Source organism: Trabulsiella odontotermitis (assembly GCF_001297775.1).
Classification (GTDB): domain Bacteria; phylum Pseudomonadota; class Gammaproteobacteria; order Enterobacterales; family Enterobacteriaceae; genus Trabulsiella; species Trabulsiella odontotermitis.
On sequence record NZ_LIFX01000002.1, the window covers coordinates 342797 to 364939 of the forward strand.

Below are 22143 nucleotides of genomic sequence, written 5' to 3' on the forward strand. Positions count from 1 at the left end.
GGGAGCGGGTATGGCTAAGATCGACTTTCGCAACAAAATAAACTGGCGTCGGCGTTATCGTTCTCCACAGGGCGAGAAAACCGAACATGAGATCCTGCGCATTTTCGAAAGCGACCGCGGGCGCATCATTAACTCGCCAGCGATTCGTCGGTTGCAGCAAAAAACCCAGGTCTTTCCGCTTGAGCGCAATGCCGCTGTGCGCACGCGTCTTACCCATTCACTGGAAGTGCAGCAGGTCGGGCGTTATATCGCCAAAGAGGTGCTGACGCGCCTGAAAGAGCAAAAGTTGCTGGCGACCTATGGGCTGGATGAACTCACCGGGCCGTTTGAGAGCATTGTCGAAATGGCCTGCCTGATGCACGACATCGGCAACCCGCCATTTGGTCACTTTGGCGAAGCGGCGATCAACGACTGGTTTCGCCAGCGCCTGTTCCCGGGCGATGCCGCCAGCCAGCCGCTGAGCGATGATCGCTGCATGGTGCCAGGATTACCGCTGCGGGAAGGCGAAGAGACGCTGAACGAACTGCGCCGCAAGGTGCGTCAGGATCTGTGTCAGTTTGAAGGCAATGCGCAGGGTATTCGCCTGGTGCAGACGCTGATGCGCATGAATCTCACCTGGGCGCAGGTGGGCTGTATTCTGAAGTACACCCGCCCGGCATGGTGGGTGGGACCGCCGCCGACAACGCACAGTTATCTGATGAAAAAACCGGGTTATTACCTGTCGGAAGAGCCCTACATTGCGATGCTGCGTAAAGAACTTTCACTGGCGCCTTACAGTCGTTTCCCGCTGACCTGGATAATGGAAGCCGCGGACGATATCTCTTATTGCGTGGCAGACCTTGAAGATGCGGTAGAAAAACACATATTCAGTGTTGAGCAGTTGTATCAGCATTTGCATGACGCCTGGGGGCATCATGAAAAAGGATCGCTGTTTTCTCAGGTTGTCGAAAATGCGTGGGATAAATCGCGTTCTAATTCCCTGATGCGCAGTACAGAAGATCAGTTCTTTATGTATTTGCGGGTCAACACGCTGAATAAACTGGTGCCTTACGCGGCCCAGCGCTTTATTGACAATATTGCGCAGATTTTTGACGGCGACTTTAATCATGCGTTGCTGGAAGATGACAGCGACTTTAGTCAACTGCTTGATCTTTATAAAAAGGTGGCAATGAAACATGTGTTCTGTCACCCGGATGTAGAACAGCTGGAGTTGCAGGGATACCGCGTCATTAGCGGCCTGCTGGAGATCTACAAGCCATTGCTGGAATTATCCGAACACGATTTCAGCGAGCTGGTTGCCAAAGAACGGCTGCGTCATCTGCCGATTGAATCGCGGCTTTTTCAGAAACTGTCGACCCGCCATCGGCTGGCTTATATCGAAGCGGTAAATAAAATTCCACGCGATCCGGCGACGTTCGTGGTGATGGAATATTATTACCGTTGCCGCCTGATCCAGGATTATATCAGCGGGATGACCGATCTCTACGCCTGGGATGAATACCGCCGTCTGATGGCGGTGGAATAAGCGGTGAGTTTTGTAAAGACGGACAATATTTTTTTACTTTTTCCATAAACTTAATTCCGGAACTTCCCGCTATAAAGTGAATCTGATAGTGACGTACACAGCGTTTCGCCCTATTTGAAAATTGGAATTGAGATTGAGAAACATGAAAAAAACCACGTTAGCAATGAGTGCACTGGCTCTGAGTTTAAGTTTAGCGTTATCGCCTCTGTCAGCGACGGCGGCGGAAACGGCCTCAACGGCAACCACAGCGCAGCAGATGCCGAGCCTGGCGCCGATGCTTGAAAAAGTCATGCCTTCAGTGGTTAGTATTAACGTTGAGGGTAGTACCACCGTTAATACACCGCGGATGCCGCGCAACTTCCAGCAATTCTTTGGTGATGATTCCCCGTTCTGCCAGGACGGCTCACCATTCCAGAGCTCCCCGTTCTGTCAGGGCGGCCCGGGCGCTGGTGGCGGTAACGGCGGCGGTCAGCAGCAGAAATTCATGGCGCTGGGTTCCGGCGTGATCATTGATGCCGCGAAAGGCTATGTGGTGACTAACAACCACGTTGTCGATAACGCGACGTCCATTAAAGTCCAGTTGAGCGATGGCCGTAAATTAGACGCTAAAGTCGTCGGTAAAGATCCTCGCTCCGACATCGCCCTGATCCAGGTTCAGGATCCGAAAAACCTGACGGCGATTAAACTCGCTGACTCCGATGCGTTGCGTGTCGGTGACTATACCGTGGCAATCGGTAACCCGTTTGGTCTCGGTGAAACCGTCACCTCCGGGATTGTCTCCGCGCTGGGCCGTAGCGGCCTGAACGTGGAAAACTATGAAAACTTTATCCAGACGGATGCGGCGATCAACCGCGGGAACTCCGGCGGTGCGCTGGTTAACCTGAATGGCGAACTGATTGGTATCAACACCGCGATCCTCGCGCCGGACGGCGGCAACATCGGCATCGGCTTTGCGATTCCGAGCAATATGGTGAAAAACCTGACCGAGCAGATGGTCAAGTTTGGCCAGGTGAAACGCGGCGAGTTGGGCATTATGGGGACCGAACTGAACTCTGAGCTGGCGAAAGCGATGAAAGTCGACGCGCAGCGCGGGGCTTTCGTCAGCCAGGTCATGCCGAATTCTTCCGCGGCGAAAGCGGGCATTAAAGCCGGTGACGTCATCACCTCGCTGGACGGCAAACCGATCAGCAGTTTCGCGGCGCTGCGTGCGCAGGTAGGCTCAATGCCGGTCGGCAGCAAAGTCAGCCTGGGTCTGTTGCGTGACGGCAAACCGGTGACGGTATCGCTGGAATTGCAGCAGAGCAGCCAGACGCAGGTCGAATCCAGCTCCATTTTCAACGGCATTGAAGGCGCTGAAATGAGCAACAAAGGACAGGACAAAGGCGTGGTGGTGAATACCGTGAAAGCCGCTTCTCCGGCCGCGCAGATTGGCCTGAAGAAAGGCGATATTATCGTTGGCGCGAACCAGCAGCCGGTGAAGAACATCGCGGATCTGCGTAAGATCCTCGACAGCAAACCGTCTGTTCTGGCGCTGAATATCCAGCGCGGCGACAGCACGATTTACCTGCTGATGCAGTAATCCTCAAGGCCTCTCCCGTCCGGGAGGGGCCGCTTTCTTTCCAATCTGTGATTATTCCCACATCTCCATAGATCTCACTGCTGGTTTGTGCATCTGCACAATGTGATAGCGTAGTATCTTCACTAATCTGTTGCTCTGCTGACAGGAGGGGATATGGCTGGCTGGCATCTTGATACCAAAATGGCGCAGGATATCGTGGCGCGAACCATGCGCATCATCGATACCAATATCAACGTGATGGATGCCCGCGGGCGGATCATCGGTAGCGGTGATCGTGAGCGCATTGGGGAATTGCACGAAGGCGCGCTGCTGGTACTGTCACAGGGGCGGGTCGTGGATATCGATCACGCTGTCGCCCGCCATCTGCACGGCGTCCGTGAAGGGATCAACCTGCCATTGCGTCTTGAGGGCGAGATTGTCGGCGTTATCGGCCTGACCGGTGAACCGGAATCCCTGCGTAAATACGGCGAACTGGTGTGTATGACCGCCGAAATGATGCTGGAACAATCCCGTCTGATGCATCTGCTGGCCCAGGACAGCCGCCTGCGTGAAGAGCTGGTGATGAACCTGATTCAGGCGGAAGAGAACACCCCGGCGCTGACGGAATGGGCGCAGCGACTGGGTATCGATCTCAACCAGCCGCGCGTTGCGGCGGTGGTGGAAGTCGACAGCGGGCAGCTCGGCGTCGACAGCGCGATGGCGGAACTGCAACAGTTGCAGACGGCGCTGACGACGCCAGAACGCAATAACCTGATCGCGATTGTGTCGCTGACCGAAATGGTGGTGCTGAAACCGGCGCTCAACGCCTTTGGTCGCTGGGATGCGGACGATCACCGTCGCCGCGTGGAGCAGTTGATCTCCCGCATGAAAGAGAACGGTCAGTTGCGTTTTCGCGTGGCGCTGGGGAACTACTTTACCGGGCCGGGCAGCATCGCGCGTTCCTGGCGTACTGCGCGAACAACGATGATGGTCGGTAAACAACGGATGCCCGACAGTCGCAGCTATTTTTATCAGGATTTGATGTTGCCCGTACTGCTCGACAGCCTGCGCGGCGGCTGGCAGGCGAACGAACTTGCCCGCCCGCTGGTGCGACTGAAAGCGATGGATAACAACGGGCTGCTGCGCCGTACGTTACAGGCCTGGTTTCGCCACAACGTCCAGCCGCTGTCGACCTCAAAGGCGCTGTTTATTCACCGCAACACGCTGGAGTATCGCCTGAACCGCATTTCAGAACTGACCGGGCTGGATTTGGGGAATTTTGACGATCGGCTGCTGCTTTATATTGCGCTGCAACTGGATGAACAACGGTGAAGTGATTGCCGGGTAAGGCGAAACCGCCACCCGGCAATAAACCACTTATTTGGTACGGGTCAGTTTTTCAAGATCCGCTTCGATTTCATTGATCTTGTTGGTGACCACGCTTTCCAGATGACGAAGGTCGTCGAGGATCTTACGCTTCAGGTCGACTTCAGTACGGTCGCGCAGGCAGATTTGATCTAATTCATCAATCACATAGCGCAGATTCGGGCTGATTTCCTGCACTTCTTTGTAGCCCTGTCCAACGCCATCCGCCACGACGGTCTTGCGCTGGCGCGGATATTTGAATTTCACGCTCTTTGCGAAAAACTCGCCTTTATCCTTCTGGAAATAGATTTTCAGGATATCGTTATTGGCTTCCTGCCGGAGGCTATAACGATCGATTTCATCAGGATTGGTAATGCCCAGACTTTTCAGATTGTCGTACATAGCGGTACCCCTAATTTCAATATAACTATTGAATAATTAATGAAAAAATCCATTTCCGCCAGCGCGACATGTAAAAAAAGCGGGACACGCCCGCTTTTCAATCCCGATATTAATCGATGGTGCGTAGCAGCTCGTTAATACCGACTTTGCCGCGCGTTTTGGCGTCGACTTTTTTGACAATAACTGCACAGTACAGGCTGTATTTGCCGTCTTTTGACGGCAGGTTGCCGGAAACCACAACGGAGCCCGCCGGGACGCGGCCGTAATGGACTTCACCGGTTTCACGATCGTAAATTTTGGTGCTCTGGCCGATGTACACGCCCATCGAGATCACCGCGCCTTCTTCAACGATAACGCCTTCGACGATTTCAGAACGCGCGCCGATGAAGCAGTTATCTTCGATGATGGTCGGGTTAGCCTGCAGCGGTTCCAGAACGCCGCCGATGCCAACGCCGCCGGACAGGTGAACGTTTTTACCAATCTGCGCGCAGGAGCCGACAGTCGCCCAGGTATCCACCATCGAACCTTCATCAACGTATGCGCCGATGTTCACGTAAGAAGGCATCAGCACGGTATTGCGGGCGATGAACGCACCCTGACGCACCGCGGCGGGCGGCACAACGCGGAAACCTTCTTTCTGGAAACGCGCCTGATCGTAATCGGCGAATTTCATCGGCACTTTATCGAAGTAGCGGCTTTCCGCACCATCGATAACCTGATTATCGTTAATACGGAAAGAGAGCAGCACCGCTTTCTTCAGCCACTGATGGGTCACCCATTGACCCTCGATTTTTTCGGCCACACGCAGTGCGCCGGAATCCAGCAGGGAAATGACCTGGTTAACCGCTTCACGGGTGACGGTATCCACGTTTGCCGGAGTGATTTCGGCGCGGCGTTCAAAAGCGGATTCAATAACGTTCTGTAACTGCTGCATTGTTTCTCTTTCCATTCAATTCACAAAAAAAATAACGTTACCCTTTATCGTTTGGATTGAGGGCCGCTGTCAACCGCTGTTGCACTTCTTGTTGCAGCACATTATTAAGGGCACGCCGGTCGGCGGTGGCGATTATAAATAAATCTTCTACTCGCTCGCCAATCGTGGTGATCCTGGCTCCGTGGAGCGAAATACCAAGGTCGGCAAACACCTGGCCGACGCGCGCCAGCAGGCCGGGTTGATCGAGGGCGATCAGCTCAAGGAAGGATTTTCTGTCGGTATGCGTCGGCAGGAAATTGACTTCGGTATCGACGGTGAAATGGCGCAATTTTGCCGGTTTCCGTCGCGGCGTTGGCGGCTGCCAGGCGCGCTGAGTGATGGCCTGCTCCAGACCGTGACGAATCGCCTCATGGCGATCCGCGGACAGCGGGCTGCCATCGGGCTCCAGCACGATAAAGGTGTCCATCGCCATGCCATCACGGGTGGTGAAAATCTGCGCATCGTGAACACTGAGGTTACGTCTGTCGAGTTCCGCACAGACAGCGGCGAAGAGGTAAGGGCGGTCAGGGCTCCAGATGAAAATCTCCGTGCCGCCGCGCGTCGCCTGTGGGCTTAACAGGATCAGCGGCTGTTTGAGATCATGCTGCAGCAGATGACGCGCATGCCAGGCGAGCTGGTTTGGCGTGTGGCGGACAAAGTAGTTGGCGCGGCAGCGCGCCCAAATCTGATGCAGCGCCTCTTCGTCGATGTTGTCCATCCGCAGCAGCGCCAGTGCCTGCAACTGATGATGACGCACGCGTTCGCGCATATCCGGCATGCTCTGGATGCCGCGGCGCAGCTGTTTCTCTGTCGCGAAATAGAGTTCGCGCAGCAGGCTTTGTTTCCAGCTGTTCCACAGCGTTTCGTTGGTGGCGCAGATGTCGGCGACGGTCAGGCAGACCAGGAAACGCAGGCGGTTCTCGGTCTGCACGGCTTCGGCAAACTGCTTGATGACTTCAGGATCCTGAATATCGCGGCGCTGCGCGGTCACCGACATCAGCAGATGATGGCGTACCAGCCAGGCGACAAGCTGCGTTTCGCGGGAATTAAGGCCGTGCAACTCCGCAAATTTCAGCACGTCCTGTGCGCCGAGTACGGAGTGGTCGCCGCCGCGCCCTTTGGCGATATCGTGAAACAGGGCGGCGATGAGGATCAGTTCCGGATGATTCAGCCGCGGCCAGAGCTCAACGCACAGCGGGTGCTGCGAGCGGGTCTCTTCGCGGGCAAAACTTTCCAGTTTCAGCAGGACGCGGATGGTGTGCTCATCCACGGTGTAGGCGTGGAACAGATCGAACTGCATTTGCCCGACAATGTGCGACCACTGCGGCATATAGGCCCACAACACGCTGTGGCGGTGCATGGGCAGCAGACCGCGGCGTACCGCGCCGGGGTGACGCAGCATGCTGAGGAAAATCGACCGCGCCTCCGGAATGTAACACAACGGCTGCGCCAGATGACGGCGGGCATGGCGTAAATGGCGCAGCGTGGTGGAGTAGATCCCGGTGATGGTGCTGTTACGCACCATCATGTAAAACATGCGCAGGATCGCCTGTGGCTCGCGCATGAACAGTGTCTCGTCGCGCAGATCAATGAGCGTGCCGCGTAACTGGAAATCATCATCCAGCGGACGTGGTTTTTCGTCTTCGGTCAGCGCCAGAATGGCTTCGTCAAACAACTGGAGCAGCATCTGGTTCAGCTCGCCGACGCGGCGGGTGACACGATAAAAATCCTTCATCATGTGCTCAACCGGCTCATTGCCTTCGCCGTGGTAGTTGAGCCGTTGTGCGACGCTTAACTGGCGATCAAACAGCAGACGGTTATCGTAGCGATTAAGTTCCAGATGGAGCGCAAAACGGATGCGCCACAGCAGATGCAGACACTCGTTCAGTTCGTTACGCTCGGCTTCGGTCAGAAAGCCGAAACCGACCATTTCGTCGAGCGAGGTGGCGCCGAAGTGACGGCGTGCGACCCATTGCAGGGTGTGGATGTCCCGTAAGCCGCCAGGGCTGCTTTTGATATCCGGCTCCAGGTTATAGCTGGTGCCGTGATAACGCTGGTGGCGATCATTCTGCTCTTCCACTTTGGCGGCAAAGAATTTCTCTGAAGGCCAGAATCCGTCGCTGAAAATGTACTTTTGCAGTTCAAGAAAAAGCGCGACGTCGCCGATGAGCAGACGGGTTTCAATCAGGTTGGTGGCGACAGTGAGGTCAGAAAGCCCTTCCAGCAGGCACTCTTCCAGCGTACGGACGCTGTGACCGACTTCCAGCTTGACGTCCCACAACAGCGTCAGCAGTTCGCCGATTTTTTGCGCCGCGTCGTCCGGTAGCTTTTTACGGCTGAGTATTAGCAGATCGATATCTGACAGCGGGTGCAGTTCACCGCGCCCGTAGCCGCCTACGGCCACCAGCGCCACGTCGCTCATCTCACCAAAACCGTAATGCAGCCACAGGCGTTGCAGCAGCTGATCGATAAACACGGTGCGGGCATCAATCAGTTGTTCAGCGGAAATCCCGCTGTCGAAAGCGTCACCCAGCCAGCGCTGGAATGTCTCCAGTTGCGCTTTGATCGTCGCGCAGTCCAGGAATGTTTCGGGCCACGAGACCGGGTTCGCGGGTTGATCGGGCAAAACAGGCAGTGTGGTGTCAGGTAAAGAAGTATTCATCGCGCCACCCATAAGAGAAAGCTATCACCCATAAAAAAACCGGCTTTCGCCGGCTTTTCATCATTCGTTGTGCGAGATTATCGCCGGGATGGTGTCATCCCTGCGTAGTGTCAGAATTTCGCAGCCGTTGTCTGTTACCACAATAGTATGCTCGTATTGCGCAGACAAGCTTCTGTCTTTGGTTTTCACCGTCCAGCCATCTTTCATCGTGCGGATGCGGTAATCGCCAGCGTTGACCATCGGTTCAATGGTGAAGGTCATGCCCTGTTTCAGTACCACGCCGCCATCGTCTGCGTCATAGTGCAGCACCTGCGGCTCTTCGTGGAACCCGCGGCCAATACCGTGACCACAGTATTCACGCACCACGGAGAAACCTTCCGCTTCAACAAATTTCTGGATAGCGGCGCCGAGGGAACGCAGGCGAATGCCCGGTTTCACCATTTTCAGCGCGATATACAGGCTCTCCTGAGTGACGCGGCACAGGCGCTCACCCAGAATGGTCGGTTTCCCGACAATAAACATTTTTGAGGTGTCGCCGTGGTACTCGTCTTTAATAACGGTCACGTCGATGTTAACGATATCGCCATCTTTCAGCAGTTTTTCGTCATCCGGGATGCCGTGGCACACCACTTCATTAATAGAGATGCACACGGATTTCGGGAAGCCGTGATAACCGAGGCAGGCGGAGATCGCGTGCTGTTCATTCACGATGTAGTCGTTGCAGATGCGATCCAGTTCGCCAGTGCTCACGCCCGGTTTAATATACGGTTCGATCATTTCCAGCACATCTGCGGCCAGTTTGCCCGCGACGCGCATTTTTTCGATTTCTTCAGGGGTCTTGATTGAGATAGCCATGAATTCTGTCCATCAGGGCCGATTTTTCGGCAATACTAGTCTATGTGTTGCAATGGTATCAGCCCGGCGTACTTCCTGCCAAATTGAGAATCCAGTTCAGCACGTAGCGCCAACATTTATTGGTTTCCGACGGCGATTTATGGTATAAAGCGCGCCGGACTTCCGATCCATCTCAGATACACAGGCTGGACGGAGGCGCTAAATCTCACTTTGTGTAACAACACACACGTATCGGCACATATTCCGGGGTGCCCTTTGGGGTCGGTAACATGGGATACGTGGAGGCATAACCCCAACTTTTATATAGAGGTTTTAAACATGGCAACTGTTTCCATGCGCGACATGCTCAAGGCTGGTGTTCACTTCGGTCACCAGACCCGTTACTGGAACCCGAAAATGAAGCCGTTCATCTTCGGTGCGCGTAACAAAGTTTACATCATCAACCTTGAGAAAACTGTACCGATGTTCAACGAGGCACTGGCTGAGTTGGGCAAGATTTCTTCTCGCAAAGGTAAAATCCTTTTCGTTGGTACCAAACGCGCTGCAAGCGAAGCGGTGAAAGAAGCTGCTAACAGCTGCGACCAGTTCTTCGTGAACCATCGCTGGCTGGGCGGTATGCTGACTAACTGGAAAACCGTTCGTCAGTCCATCAAACGTTTGAAAGATCTGGAAACTCAGTCTCAGGACGGTACTTTCGAAAAGCTGACCAAGAAAGAAGCGCTGATGCGTACTCGTGAGCTGGACAAGCTGGAAAACAGCCTGGGCGGTATCAAAGACATGGGCGGCCTGCCGGACGCACTGTTCGTTATCGACGCTGACCACGAGCACATCGCTATCAAAGAAGCAAACAACCTGGGTATTCCGGTATTTGCTATCGTTGATACTAACTCTGATCCGGACGGCGTTGATTTCGTTATCCCGGGTAACGACGATGCTATCCGTGCTGTCAACTTGTACCTGGGCGCAGTCGCTGCGACCATTCGTGAAGGCCGTTCTCAGGATCTGGCTTCTCAGGCGGAAGAAAGCTTCGTAGAAGCTGAATAATAAGGTTCAAGCCCTTATTTAACCAGGTAGTACTGAGTTTGGTTAGGGGCCTCTTTATGGCCCCTTTTTCACTTTTATATCTGTTTGGCCGGGAGCCAGGCAGGTCTCAATCTCCCGAGGATTTTAGAATGGCTGAAATTACCGCTTCCCTGGTAAAAGAGCTGCGCGAACGTACTGGCGCAGGCATGATGGAATGTAAAAAAGCACTGGTTGAAGCTAACGGCGACATCGAGCTGGCAATTGAGAACATGCGTAAATCCGGCGCTATCAAAGCGGCGAAAAAAGCAGGCAACGTGGCTGCTGACGGCGTGATCCTCACCAAAATCGTCGGCAACTACGGTGTGATTCTGGAAGTTAACTGCCAGACTGACTTCGTTGCTAAAGATGGTGGCTTCCAGGCATTTGCGAACAAAGTTCTGGACGCGGCAGCAGCAGGCAAAATCACTGACGTTGAAGTTCTGAAAGCACAGTTCAAAGAAGAACGTGTTGCCCTGGTTGCGAAAATCGGTGAGAACATCAACATCCGTCGCGTATCTTCCCTGGAAGGCAACGTGCTGGGCAGCTACCTGCACGGCGCGCGTATCGGCGTTCTGGTTGCTGCAACTGGCGCTGACGAAGAACTGGTTAAACAGCTGGCAATGCACGTTGCTGCAAGCAAGCCGGAATTCGTTAAGCCGGAAGACGTATCTGCTGACGTGGTAGAAAAAGAGTACCAGGTTCAGCTGGACATCGCCATGCAGTCTGGTAAGCCGAAAGAAATCGCAGAGAAAATGGTTGAAGGCCGCATGAAGAAATTCACCGGCGAAGTGTCTCTGACCGGTCAGCCTTTCGTTATGGATCCGAGCAAAACCGTTGGTCAACTGCTGAAAGAGCACAACGCTGACGTGACTGGCTTCATCCGCTTTGAAGTGGGCGAAGGCATCGAGAAAGTTGAGACTGACTTCGCAGCCGAAGTTGCTGCAATGTCTAAGCAGTCTTAATCGCAGTAAAAGGAGCCGCCTGAGGGCGGCTCTTCTTTGTACCCATCATGTTAAATTCAGTCAGCTCCGATTGGGTACGACTGTGAAGCAACGCATGATGTCGCCAGATTAAAACCATCCCATTCGTGACAGTCTCAGGAAAGAAACATGGCTACCAACGCAAAACCCGTCTACAAACGTATTCTGCTTAAGCTAAGTGGCGAAGCGCTGCAGGGCTCAGAAGGCTTCGGCATTGATGCAAGCATTCTCGACCGTATGGCGCAGGAAATTAAGGAACTGGTTGAACTGGGGATCCAGGTCGGAGTGGTGATTGGTGGCGGTAACTTATTCCGCGGCGCAGGCCTGGCGAAAGCGGGGATGAACCGCGTGGTGGGCGATCACATGGGGATGCTGGCGACTGTGATGAACGGTCTGGCAATGCGTGACGCACTGCATCGCGCCTATGTGAATGCTCGTCTGATGTCAGCGATTCCGCTGAATGGCGTGTGTGATAACTACAGCTGGGCGGAAGCGATCAGCCTGCTGCGCAACAACCGGGTGGTGATCCTCTCCGCAGGGACCGGCAACCCGTTCTTCACCACTGATTCCGCTGCCTGCCTGCGCGGTATCGAAATAGAAGCAGACGTGGTGCTGAAAGCCACCAAAGTGGACGGCGTCTTTTCCGCAGACCCGATGAAAGACCCGACTGCGACGCTGTATGAGCAGCTCACCTATCAGGATGTGCTGGAAAAAGAATTAAAAGTCATGGATCTGGCCGCCTTTACGCTGGCTCGTGACCACAACTTGCCGATTCGTGTTTTCAACATGAACAAGCCAGGCGCACTGCGTCGCGTGGTGATGGGCGAAAAAGAAGGCACTTTGATTACGGAATAATTTCCGTCGCGGCCAAATACGGGTAAGATTCTGCTTTAACATTGGCGGGTGATTTACCCGGTGGCATGATTTAAACGAGACTATACTTAGCACACTTTATTCTCCGCGGTGTGACGGTCTGGTCTGACTGAGACAAGTTTTCAAGGATTCGTAACGTGATTAGCGATATCAGAAAAGATGCTGAAGTGCGCATGGATAAATGCGTAGAAGCGTTCAAAAACCAAATCAGCAAAATTCGCACGGGCCGTGCTTCTCCCAGCCTGCTGGATGGCATTGTCGTCGAATATTACGGTACGCCGACGCCGCTGCGTCAGCTGGCCAGCGTCACGGTAGAAGATACCCGCACGCTGAAAATCAACGTGTTCGATCGTTCTATGGGGCCAGCGGTTGAGAAAGCCATCATGGCGTCCGATCTGGGCCTGAACCCGAGTTCTGCGGGCAGCGACATTCGTGTTCCACTGCCGCCGCTGACGGAAGAACGTCGTAAAGATCTGATCAAAGTCGTGCGTGGCGAAGCAGAGCAGGGTCGTGTGGCTGTGCGTAACGTGCGCCGTGATGCGAACGACAAGGTAAAAGCGCTGCTGAAAGACAAAGAGATCAGCGAAGATGACGATCGCCGTTCTCAGGATGACGTGCAGAAACTGACTGACGTGGCTATCAAGAAAATTGATACCGCGCTGGCAGAAAAAGAAGCAGAACTGATGCAGTTCTGATTTGCGCGGATAGCCGACAACGCCGTACAGGAGGCTTATAGCTTTGCTGGCGGCGTTTTGCTTTTTATACCCCTTTAAAATTCTTCCGGATCTTTCATGAAGCAATTAACCGTTCTTGGCTCTACCGGCTCCATTGGCTGTAACACACTGGATGTGGTGCGTCATAACCGCGACCGTTTCACCGTTACCGCGCTGGTCGCCGGGAAAAACGTTGACCGGATGGTCGAGCAATGCCTGGAGTTTACGCCGCGCGTTGCCGTGATGGACGATGACCAGAGTGCGAAAGCGCTGAAAATGGCATTGCAGCAGCATGGTAGCCGAACGGAAGTCATGAGCGGACAGCAGGCCGCCAGCGACGTCGCAGCGCTGGATGATGTCGACCTGGTGATGGCGGCGATTGTCGGCGCGGCAGGGCTGGTGCCAACGCTTGCGGCGATCCACGCCGGGAAAACGGTGCTGCTGGCAAATAAAGAAGCGCTGGTCACCTGCGGACGTTTATTTATGGACGCCGTAAAGCGCAGTGGTGCACAGCTATTGCCCGTGGACAGCGAACATAACGCGATTTTTCAGAGTTTGCCGGAAACAATTCAGCAGAACCTGGGATACGCTGACCTGGAGCAGAATGGCGTCTCGTCGATCCTGCTTACCGGGTCTGGTGGCCCGTTTCGTGAAACCGCGTTGTCTGAGCTGGCGGCAATGACGCCGGATCAGGCGTGTAAACATCCGAACTGGTCGATGGGGCGTAAAATCTCCGTCGATTCGGCCACCATGATGAACAAAGGTCTGGAATACATCGAAGCCCGCTGGCTGTTTAATGCTTCTGCCGCGCAGATGGAAGTCCTGCTGCATCCGCAATCGGTGATTCACTCGATGGTGCGTTATCTGGATGGCAGCGTGCTGGCGCAGTTAGGCGAGCCGGATATGCGTACGCCAATCGCCCATACGATGGGGTGGCCCGCGCGTGTGGTCTCCGGCGCCAAACCGCTCGACTTCTGCTCGCTGGGGACATTAAGTTTTGCCGCGCCGGATTATCACCGCTATCCGTGCCTGAAACTGGCGATGGACGCGTTTGAGAACGGGCAGGCGGCCACCACGACGCTGAATGCGGCGAATGAAGTTACCGTCGCCGCGTTCCTTGCCGGACGCATTCGCTTTACCGATATCGCCGCATTAAATTTATCGGTACTGGAGATAATGTCGATGGCAGAACCGCAAAGTATTGATGAAGTGCTGGCGGTGGATGCAGGCGCGCGTGAAATAGCGCAAAAACAAGTGATGCGTTTCGCAAGCTGATGATAATCCGCCTGTGTTGAGTCGCGGCATTTGTTAGCGCAGGGCTTCGGTGATATAGTCTGCGCCACCCTGTCGTAGCGATTTGATCGTCTGCGCGCAGGTGAGCCGTGATTTTCCACGGCTTTTTTTGCGTAAAGCTTTAGACTGTATCCCGTGGTTGACCCTGGGTCGACGCGAAGCCAGCGGCGCAGTGATGGGCTGTCAGGGGCGGGTATTCCGTAGTACCGCTAATTCCTTTTCATGGATCATTAACGCGTTATGTTGTCTGCGAATCAACCAATAAGCGAAAAATTGCCCGCACATGGCTGTCATCATGTGGCGATAATTATGGACGGCAATGGGCGCTGGGCGAAGAGACAAGGGAAGATACGAGCCTTTGGTCATAAAGCGGGGGCGAAATCCGTTCGTCGTGCAGTCTCTTTTGCTGCAAATCATGGTATCAGCGCATTAACGCTTTACGCATTCAGTAGCGAAAACTGGAACCGACCGGCGCAGGAAGTCAGCGCGCTGATGGAGCTGTTCGTCTGGGCGCTGGATAGCGAAGTGAAAAGTCTGAATCGCCACAATGTACGTTTACGTATTATTGGCGATACCAGCCGTTTCAATGCGCGTTTGCAGGAGCGAATTCGTAAAGCCGAAGCATTGACGCAGAATAATACAGGGTTAACACTCAATATTGCGGCAAATTACGGCGGTCGTTGGGATATTATTCAGGGAGTTCAGCACCTGGCTGAACAGGTTCAGGAAGGCGCACTCCGCCCCGATCAAATCACTGAAGATTTGCTGAGTCAGCAAATCTGCATGCACGAGCTGGCTCCCGTAGATTTAGTTATTAGGACAGGGGGAGAACATCGCATCAGTAACTTTCTGCTCTGGCAAATCGCCTACGCGGAACTTTATTTTACCGATGTTCTTTGGCCTGATTTCGATGAACAAGACTTTGAAGGGGCGTTGCATGCCTTTGCCAACCGTGAGCGTCGTTTCGGCGGCACCGAACCTGGTGGCGAAAATGCCTGATGGGGGTCGCTTTTGCTGAAGTATCGCCTGATTTCTGCTTTCGTTTTAATTCCCGTTGTCATCGCGGCGTTGTTTCTTTTGCCGCCGTTGGGGTTTGCCATTATCACGCTGGTTGTCTGTATGCTGGCAGCGTGGGAATGGGGTCAGTTAAGCGGTTTCACGTCTCGCACACAGCGAGTCTGGCTGGCGGTGCTTTGCGGCCTGTTGCTGGTGGTTATGCTGTTTTCGCTGCCGGAATATCATCAAAATATCCATCAGCCATTGATTGAAGGTTCGCTCTGGGCCTCGTTCGGGTGGTGGATTGTGGCGCTTCTGCTGGTGTTGTCTTACCCCGGCTCTGCGGCGCTGTGGCGCAACTCGAAAACGCTGCGTCTGATTTTTGGTTTACTGACCATCGTGCCGTTTTTTTGGGGCATGGTGGCGTTGCGCGCCTGGCACTACGAGGTGAATCACTACAGCGGCGCGCTGTGGCTCCTCTATATTATGGTGCTGGTCTGGGGTGCGGATTCCGGTGCTTACATGTTCGGAAAGCTGTTCGGCAAGCATAAGCTGGCGCCGAAAGTCTCGCCGGGCAAAACGTGGCAAGGGTTTATCGGCGGGTTATTCACCGCGGCGATTATCTCCTGGGCGTACGGGATGTGGGCCAATCTGGAAGTGGCTCCGGTCACTCTGTTACTCTGTTCCGTTGTGGCGGCGTTAGCGTCCGTCCTCGGCGACCTCACCGAGAGTATGTTCAAGCGGGAAGCAGGAATCAAAGACAGCGGTCATTTGATTCCAGGGCACGGCGGTATTCTGGATCGTATTGACAGCCTGACGGCGGCTGTTCCGGTCTTCGCCTGTCTGTTATTGTTAGTTTTCAGGACGATTTAACGGAAGGTTTTATGCTGAGCATTCTCTGGAATTTGGCTGCGTTTATCATTGCGCTGGGTGTGCTGATCACCGTGCATGAGTTTGGCCATTTCTGGGTTGCTCGCCGCTGCGGTATTCGTGTTGAGCGCTTTTCCATCGGTTTTGGTAAAGCGCTGTGGCGTCGTACCGATAAGCGTGGCACCGAATTTGTGATCGCCATGATCCCCCTTGGCGGTTACGTCAAAATGCTCGATGAGCGCGTTGAACCGGTCACGCCGGAGATGCGCCATTACGCGTTCAATAATAAAACAGTGGGGCAACGCGCCGCTGTTATCGCCGCCGGTCCGGTGGCGAATTTCCTCTTTGCTATTTTCGCTTACTGGCTGGTGTTCATCATCGGCGTGCCGGGTATTCGGCCCGTGGTTGGTGAAATAACGCCCAATTCGATCGCCGCGGAAGCACAAATTGCACCTGGCACGGAACTTAAAGCCGTTGACGGTATCGAAACGCCTGATTGGGATGCGGTGCGTCTGGCGCTGGTCGCAAAAATTGGTGATTCTCAGACGACAATCACGGTTGCCCCTTTCGGAAGTCCCCAACGCCAGGATAAAATCCTTGATCTTCGGCACTGGGATTTTGAGCCAGACAAAGAGGATCCGGTCACTGCGTTGGGTATTCATCCCCGAAGTGCGCAAATTGAGACCGTTCTGGCGGAAGTTCAGCCAGATTCCGCCGCAAGTAAGGCAGGTTTGCAAGCGGGCGACAGGATCGTTAAAGTCGGTGGTCAGCCGCTGACGCGTTGGTTAACGTTTGTTACGCTGGTGCGTGACAACCCTGGTAAGCCACTGGCACTTGAGATTGAACGGCAGGGCAGCGCCTTGTCATTAACATTGATACCCGATACAAAACGCGGTAGTGATGTGGCTCAGGGGTTTGCAGGGGTGGTGCCAAAAGTCACGCCGCTGCCCGATGAGTTTAAGACAGTTCGGCAATATGGACCGTTTGACGCGATCCTTCAGGCCACGGATAAAACCTGGCAGTTGATGACGCTAACGGTTCGTATGTTAGGAAAATTGATAACCGGTGACGTAAAACTGAACAACCTCAGTGGGCCGATTTCTATCGCTCAGGGGGCTGGGATGTCAGCGGAGTTTGGGTTGATTTACTACCTGATGTTTCTTGCGCTCATCAGTGTGAATCTCGGCATTATCAACCTGTTCCCGCTGCCCGTACTCGATGGGGGTCATCTGCTCTTTTTAGCGATCGAAAAGCTGAAAGGCGGACCGGTATCCGAGCGAGTTCAAGACTTTAGTTATCGCATTGGCTCAATTCTGCTGGTGCTGTTAATGGGGCTTGCACTTTTCAATGATTTCTCTCGGCTCTAAGAGAGATGGTTAGGAAGAACGCATAATAACGATGGCGATGAAAAAGTTGCTTATAGCGTCGCTGCTGTTTAGCAGCGCGACCGTATACGGTGCTGACGGGTTCGTAGTGAAGGACATTCATTTCGAAGGCTTGCAGCGAGTCGCCGTTGGTGCGGCCCTTCTGAGTATGCCAGTGCGACCGGGCGATACGGTGACTGATGACGACATCAGTAACACCATTCGCGCCCTGTTCGCGACCGGAAACTTTGAGGACGTACGCGTTCTGCGTGATGGTGATACGCTGCTGGTTCAGGTGAAAGAGCGTCCCACTATTGCCAGCATCACTTTCTCCGGCAACAAGTCGGTGAAAGATGACATGCTGAAGCAGAACCTGGAAGCCTCCGGTGTTCGCGTTGGCGAATCCCTCGACCGCACAACCCTTTCCGATATCGAGAAGGGGCTGGAAGACTTTTACTATAGCGTAGGGAAATACAGCGCCAGCGTGAAAGCGGTGGTAACGCCACTGCCGCGCAACCGCGTTGACCTCAAGCTGGTCTTCCAGGAAGGCGTCTCAGCCACCATCCAACAGATTAACATCGTGGGTAACCACGCGTTTACCACTGACGAACTGATCTCCAGCTTCCAGCTGCGTGATGAAGTGCCGTGGTGGAACGTGGTGGGCGATCGCAAATATCAGAAACAGAAACTGGCGGGCGACCTTGAAACCCTGCGCAGCTACTATCTGGATCGCGGTTACGCACGCTTCAACATTGATTCGACGCAGGTCAGCCTGACGCCGGACAAAAAAGGCATCTATATTACCGTCAACATCACCGAAGGCGACCAGTACAAGCTGTCTGGCGTTGAGGTGAGCGGTAACCTGGCGGGGCACTCCGCAGAAATCGAAGGCCTGACCAAAGTGGAGCCGGGTGAGCTGTACAACGGTACCAAAGTGACCAAAATGGAAGATGACATCAAAAAGCTTCTGGGTCGCTATGGTTACGCCTATCCGCGCGTGCAGTCTCAGCCTGAAATCAATGACGCTGACAAAACCGTTAAGCTGCATGTGAACGTCGATGCCGGCAACCGTTACTACGTGCGTAAAATCCGCTTTGAAGGTAACGATACCTCCAAAGATGCCGTTCTGCGTCGCGAAATGCGCCAGATGGAAGGCGCATGGCTGGGCAGCGATCTCGTTGACCAGGGTAAAGAGCGTCTGAACCGTCTTGGCTACTTCGAAACTGTAGATGTGGATACCCAGCGCGTATCGGGTAACCCGGATCAGGTTGATGTGGTTTACAAGGTCAAAGAGCGTAACACCGGTAGCTTCAACTTCGGCGTCGGTTACGGTACAGAAAGCGGCGTCAGCTTCCAGGTCGGCGTTCAGCAGGATAACTGGTTAGGTACCGGTTACTCTGTTGGCATCAATGGCACCAAGAACGACTATCAGACCTATTCCGAATTTTCTGTGACCAACCCGTATTTTACGGTTGATGGTGTGAGCCTCGGTGGTCGTATCTTCTACAATGATTTTAAAGCGGATGATGCTGACCTCTCCTCATACACCAACAAGAGCTACGGTGTAGACGGAACGCTTGGCTTCCCGATTAACGAATACAACACGCTGCGCGCCGGTTTAGGCTACGTCCATAACGACCTGTCTAACATGGAACCGCAGGTGGCGATGAACCGTTATCTGACCTCTATCGGCCAGACTGCCAGCACCACGCAGGATGACAACGGTTTCTCGGCAGATGACTTCACCTTTAACTACGGTTGGACGTACAACAACCTCGACCGCGGGTTCTTCCCGACGAAAGGTAACCGCGTCAACCTGAACGGTAAAGTGACCGTCCCGGGCTCCGATAACGAGTTCTACAAAATGACGCTGGATACCGCGTCCTACTTCCCGATCGATGACGATCACAAGTGGGTGGTGCTGGGTCGTACTCGTTGGGGTTATGGTGATGGTCTGGGCGGCAAAGAGATGCCGTTCTATGAAAACTTCTATGCCGGTGGTTCCAGCACGGTTCGTGGCTTCCAGTCGAATAACATCGGCCCGAAAGCAGCTTACTACGGTGCACCGGGGCTGGATGAATGTGATCAGAGCTCAGGTATTTGTAAGTCTGATGATGCGGTCGGTGGTAACGCCATGGGCGTCGCCAGTATGGAACTGATTGTTCCGACGCCGTTCGTTAGCGATAAGTACGCGAACTCGATTCGTACCTCCTTCTTCTGGGATGCGGGTTCGGTGTGGGATACCCATTGGGAAAACACAGCGGCAACGCGTGCAGCAGGTATTCCGGATTACAGCGATCCGAGTAATATCCGTATGTCAGCCGGTATCGCATTACAATGGATGTCTCCATTGGGGCCGTTGGTCTTCTCCTACGCCCAGCCGTTTAAGAAATACGACGGAGACAAAGCAGAGCAGTTCCAGTTTAACATTGGTAAAACCTGGTAATTGTTCGGTGCAAAGGAATGCATTCGCAGTGTAGCGATGACTCAGGCGAACACTTCGGTGGTCGCCAGGCCACGCAAAAGACGGTACCTCAGGGTACATATGGGATGGTAAGGAGTTAATTGTGAAAAAGTGGTTATTAGCTGCAGGTCTCGGTTTAGCAATGGCAACTTCTGCTCAGGCAGCGGACAAAATTGCGATTGTTAATATGGGTAGTCTGTTCCAGCAGGTTGCACAGAAAACAGGCGTTTCTGCAACGCTGGAAAACGAGTTCAAAGGCCGTGCCGGCGAACTGCAGCGTCAGGAATCCGATCTGCAATCTAAAATGCAGCGTTTGCAGCGCGATGGTTCTACCATGAAAGCCAGCGACCGTAGCAAACTGGAAAAAGACATCATGTCTCAGCGTCAGACCTTCTCTCAGAAAGCGCAGGCTTTTGAGCAGGATCGTGCGCGTCGCTCTAACGAAGAGCGCGGTAAACTGGTCACCCGTATCCAGACTGCCGTGAAGAAAGTGGCTGACGATCAAAGCATCGACCTGGTTGTTGACGCGAACACCGTCGCTTACAACAGCAGCGATATCAAAGATATCACCGCTGATGTACTGAAACAGGTTAAATAAGTAATGCCTTCAATTCGACTGGCTGATTTAGCTCAGCAGTTGGATGCAGAATTACACGGTGATGGCGAGCTCGTCATCACCGGCGTTGCGTCCATGCAATCTGCTAAAGCAGGTCACATTTCGTTCATGGTGAATCCTAAATACCGTGAACACCTGGCGCTTTGCCAGGCCTCTGCGATCGTGATGACGCAGGACGATCTTCCTTTTGCCAAAAGCGCGGCTCTGGTGGTGAAGAACCCCTACCTGACCTATGCTCGTATGGCACAAATTCTTGATACCACGCCGCAACCTGCACAGAATATCGCACCCAGTGCGGTGATCGACGCGACTGCGACGCTCGGCAACAACGTCTCTGTCGGGGCGAACGCGGTGATCGAATCCGGCGTCGTTCTGGGCGATAACGTCGTTATCGGCGCAGGCTGCTTCGTGGGTAAAAACACAAAAATCGGTGCGGGTTCCCGTTTGTGGGCCAACGTTACCGTTTACCACGAGATTGAAATCGGCGAAAATTGCCTGATCCAGTCCAGCACCGTGATCGGTGCAGACGGTTTTGGCTATGCCAACGATCGTGGTAACTGGGTTAAGATCCCGCAGCTCGGTCGCGTTATTATTGGCGATCGCGTTGAAATTGGCGCCTGTACCACAATCGATCGTGGGGCGCTGGACGACACGGTGATCGGCAACGGTGTTATCATTGATAACCAGTGCCAGATTGCACACAACGTGGTTATTGGCGACAATACCGCGGTTGCAGGTGGCGTTATCATGGCGGGAAGCCTGAAAATCGGCCGTTACTGCATGATTGGCGGTGCGAGCGTGATTAACGGGCACATGGAAATTTGCGACAAGGTTACGGTAACCGGTATGGGCATGGTGATGCGTCCGATCACCGAACCTGGCATCTATTCCTCCGGTATTCCGCTGCAACCGAACAAAGTGTGGCGCAAAACGGCAGCCCTGGTGATGAACATTGATGATATGAATAAGCGTCTTAAGAGCATTGAGCGCAAGGTCAATCAACAAGACTAAAAATTCATCATTCAGCCCTGCATTTCCCGGCCTGTCGGCATTCCTTTGATTGCGGCAGGCCGTGTTATTATTGCCATTCAGTATATTTTGACAGGAAGAGTATTTTGACTACTGACACTCATACTCTGCACATTGAAGAGATTTTAGAACTTCTGCCACACCGCTACCCGTTCCTACTGGTCGATCGTGTGCTGGATTTTGAAGAAGGTCGTTTTCTGCGCGCAGTGAAAAATGTTTCTGTAAACGAACCGTTTTTCCAGGGACATTTCCCTGGTAAGCCGATTTTTCCAGGCGTTCTGATCCTGGAAGCGATGGCGCAGGCCACCGGCATTCTGGCATTCAAAAGCGTAGGTAAACTGGAACCTGGCGAACTGTACTATTTCGCCGGGATCGATGAAGCACGCTTTAAACGCCCGGTAGTGCCTGGCGATCAGATGATCATGGAAGTGACCTTTGAAAAAACCCGTCGTGGCCTGACCCGTTTCAAGGGCGTTGCCCTGGTTGACGGTAAAGTGGTCTGCGAAGCGACTATGATGTGTGCGCGTAGCCGGGAGGCCTGAT

At 53.8% G+C, this 22143-nt stretch carries 19 protein-coding genes; 15 read left to right on the forward strand and 4 right to left on the reverse strand.

From position 1 onward, the window contains the following. Positions 1-10 precede the first annotated feature (10 nt). The 3 genes from dgt to AOY23_RS03385 all read left to right on the forward strand — a co-directional run bounded on the left by dgt (position 11) and on the right by AOY23_RS03385 (position 4415). Positions 11-1525: a dGTPase gene (gene dgt / locus AOY23_RS03375; protein WP_054178418.1), complete on the forward strand. Its 1515-nt coding sequence runs from the start codon at positions 11-13 to the stop codon at positions 1523-1525. A 142-nt stretch (positions 1526-1667) separates the two neighbouring features. Beyond that, entirely contained in the window at positions 1668-3104 is a 1437-nt protein-coding gene (degP, locus tag AOY23_RS03380; RefSeq protein ID WP_054178419.1) for a serine endoprotease DegP, read from the forward strand. 153 nt (positions 3105-3257) lie between these two features. Beyond that, positions 3258-4415, forward strand: coding sequence for a CdaR family transcriptional regulator (locus tag AOY23_RS03385; protein WP_054178420.1), 1158 nt, complete (start codon positions 3258-3260; stop codon positions 4413-4415). A 45-nt stretch (positions 4416-4460) separates the two neighbouring features. Here AOY23_RS03385 and AOY23_RS03390 read toward each other — a convergent pair whose 3' ends face one another. From AOY23_RS03390 to map, 4 genes are all read right to left on the reverse strand, one after another. Continuing rightward, positions 4461-4850: a DUF3461 family protein gene (locus AOY23_RS03390; RefSeq protein ID WP_038155550.1), complete on the reverse strand. Its 390-nt coding sequence runs from the start codon at positions 4848-4850 to the stop codon at positions 4461-4463. Between the two features lie 109 nt (positions 4851-4959). After that, positions 4960-5784 (reverse strand): 2,3,4,5-tetrahydropyridine-2,6-dicarboxylate N-succinyltransferase, encoded by an 825-nt coding sequence (dapD, locus tag AOY23_RS03395; protein WP_038155548.1) that lies wholly within the window; start codon positions 5782-5784, stop codon positions 4960-4962. A gap of 37 nt (positions 5785-5821) precedes the next feature. Then, on the reverse strand, positions 5822-8485 hold the full coding sequence (gene glnD, locus AOY23_RS03400; RefSeq protein ID WP_054178421.1) for a bifunctional uridylyltransferase/uridylyl-removing protein GlnD: 2664 nt from the start codon (positions 8483-8485) through the stop codon (positions 5822-5824). Positions 8486-8545: 60 nt separating this feature from the next. Then, positions 8546-9340, reverse strand: a complete 795-nt coding sequence (gene map / locus AOY23_RS03405) for a type I methionyl aminopeptidase (RefSeq protein ID WP_054178422.1) — start codon at positions 9338-9340, stop codon at positions 8546-8548. 318 nt (positions 9341-9658) lie between these two features. Here map and rpsB point away from each other — a divergent pair, with 318 nt between their 5' ends. The 12 genes from rpsB (at position 9659) to fabZ (ending at position 22142) form a co-directional block, all read left to right on the forward strand. Beyond that, positions 9659-10384 (forward strand): 30S ribosomal protein S2, encoded by a 726-nt coding sequence (gene rpsB, locus AOY23_RS03410; RefSeq protein ID WP_054178423.1) that lies wholly within the window; start codon positions 9659-9661, stop codon positions 10382-10384. Between the two features lie 128 nt (positions 10385-10512). After that, positions 10513-11364, forward strand: coding sequence for a translation elongation factor Ts (gene tsf / locus AOY23_RS03415; protein WP_054178424.1), 852 nt, complete (start codon positions 10513-10515; stop codon positions 11362-11364). Between the two features lie 147 nt (positions 11365-11511). Then, a complete protein-coding gene (pyrH, locus tag AOY23_RS03420; protein WP_049847502.1) occupies positions 11512-12237 on the forward strand; it encodes a UMP kinase in 726 nt (241 codons plus the stop codon). 155 nt (positions 12238-12392) lie between these two features. Continuing rightward, positions 12393-12950, forward strand: a complete 558-nt coding sequence (gene frr / locus AOY23_RS03425) for a ribosome recycling factor (RefSeq protein WP_049847503.1) — start codon at positions 12393-12395, stop codon at positions 12948-12950. 96 nt (positions 12951-13046) lie between these two features. Beyond that, positions 13047-14243, forward strand: coding sequence for a 1-deoxy-D-xylulose-5-phosphate reductoisomerase (ispC, locus tag AOY23_RS03430; RefSeq protein WP_054178425.1), 1197 nt, complete (start codon positions 13047-13049; stop codon positions 14241-14243). 258 nt (positions 14244-14501) lie between these two features. After that, positions 14502-15260, forward strand: coding sequence for a (2E,6E)-farnesyl-diphosphate-specific ditrans,polycis-undecaprenyl-diphosphate synthase (ispU, locus tag AOY23_RS03435; protein ID WP_054178426.1), 759 nt, complete (start codon positions 14502-14504; stop codon positions 15258-15260). A gap of 12 nt (positions 15261-15272) precedes the next feature. After that, the gene (cdsA, locus tag AOY23_RS03440) at positions 15273-16130 is read left to right on the forward strand and encodes a phosphatidate cytidylyltransferase (RefSeq protein WP_054178427.1); all 858 of its coding nucleotides are present in this window, start codon (positions 15273-15275) and stop codon (positions 16128-16130) included. Between the two features lie 11 nt (positions 16131-16141). Next, positions 16142-17494 (forward strand): sigma E protease regulator RseP, encoded by a 1353-nt coding sequence (gene rseP / locus AOY23_RS03445; RefSeq protein WP_054178428.1) that lies wholly within the window; start codon positions 16142-16144, stop codon positions 17492-17494. Between the two features lie 31 nt (positions 17495-17525). After that, positions 17526-19937: an outer membrane protein assembly factor BamA gene (gene bamA, locus AOY23_RS03450; protein ID WP_054178429.1), complete on the forward strand. Its 2412-nt coding sequence runs from the start codon at positions 17526-17528 to the stop codon at positions 19935-19937. A gap of 121 nt (positions 19938-20058) precedes the next feature. Beyond that, the gene (gene skp, locus AOY23_RS03455; RefSeq protein ID WP_038155526.1) at positions 20059-20553 is read left to right on the forward strand and encodes a molecular chaperone Skp; all 495 of its coding nucleotides are present in this window, start codon (positions 20059-20061) and stop codon (positions 20551-20553) included. A 3-nt stretch (positions 20554-20556) separates the two neighbouring features. After that, positions 20557-21582 (forward strand): UDP-3-O-(3-hydroxymyristoyl)glucosamine N-acyltransferase, encoded by a 1026-nt coding sequence (gene lpxD / locus AOY23_RS03460; protein ID WP_038155524.1) that lies wholly within the window; start codon positions 20557-20559, stop codon positions 21580-21582. A 104-nt stretch (positions 21583-21686) separates the two neighbouring features. Beyond that, positions 21687-22142 (forward strand): 3-hydroxyacyl-ACP dehydratase FabZ, encoded by a 456-nt coding sequence (gene fabZ, locus AOY23_RS03465; RefSeq protein WP_007373234.1) that lies wholly within the window; start codon positions 21687-21689, stop codon positions 22140-22142. Position 22143 lies beyond the last annotated feature (1 nt).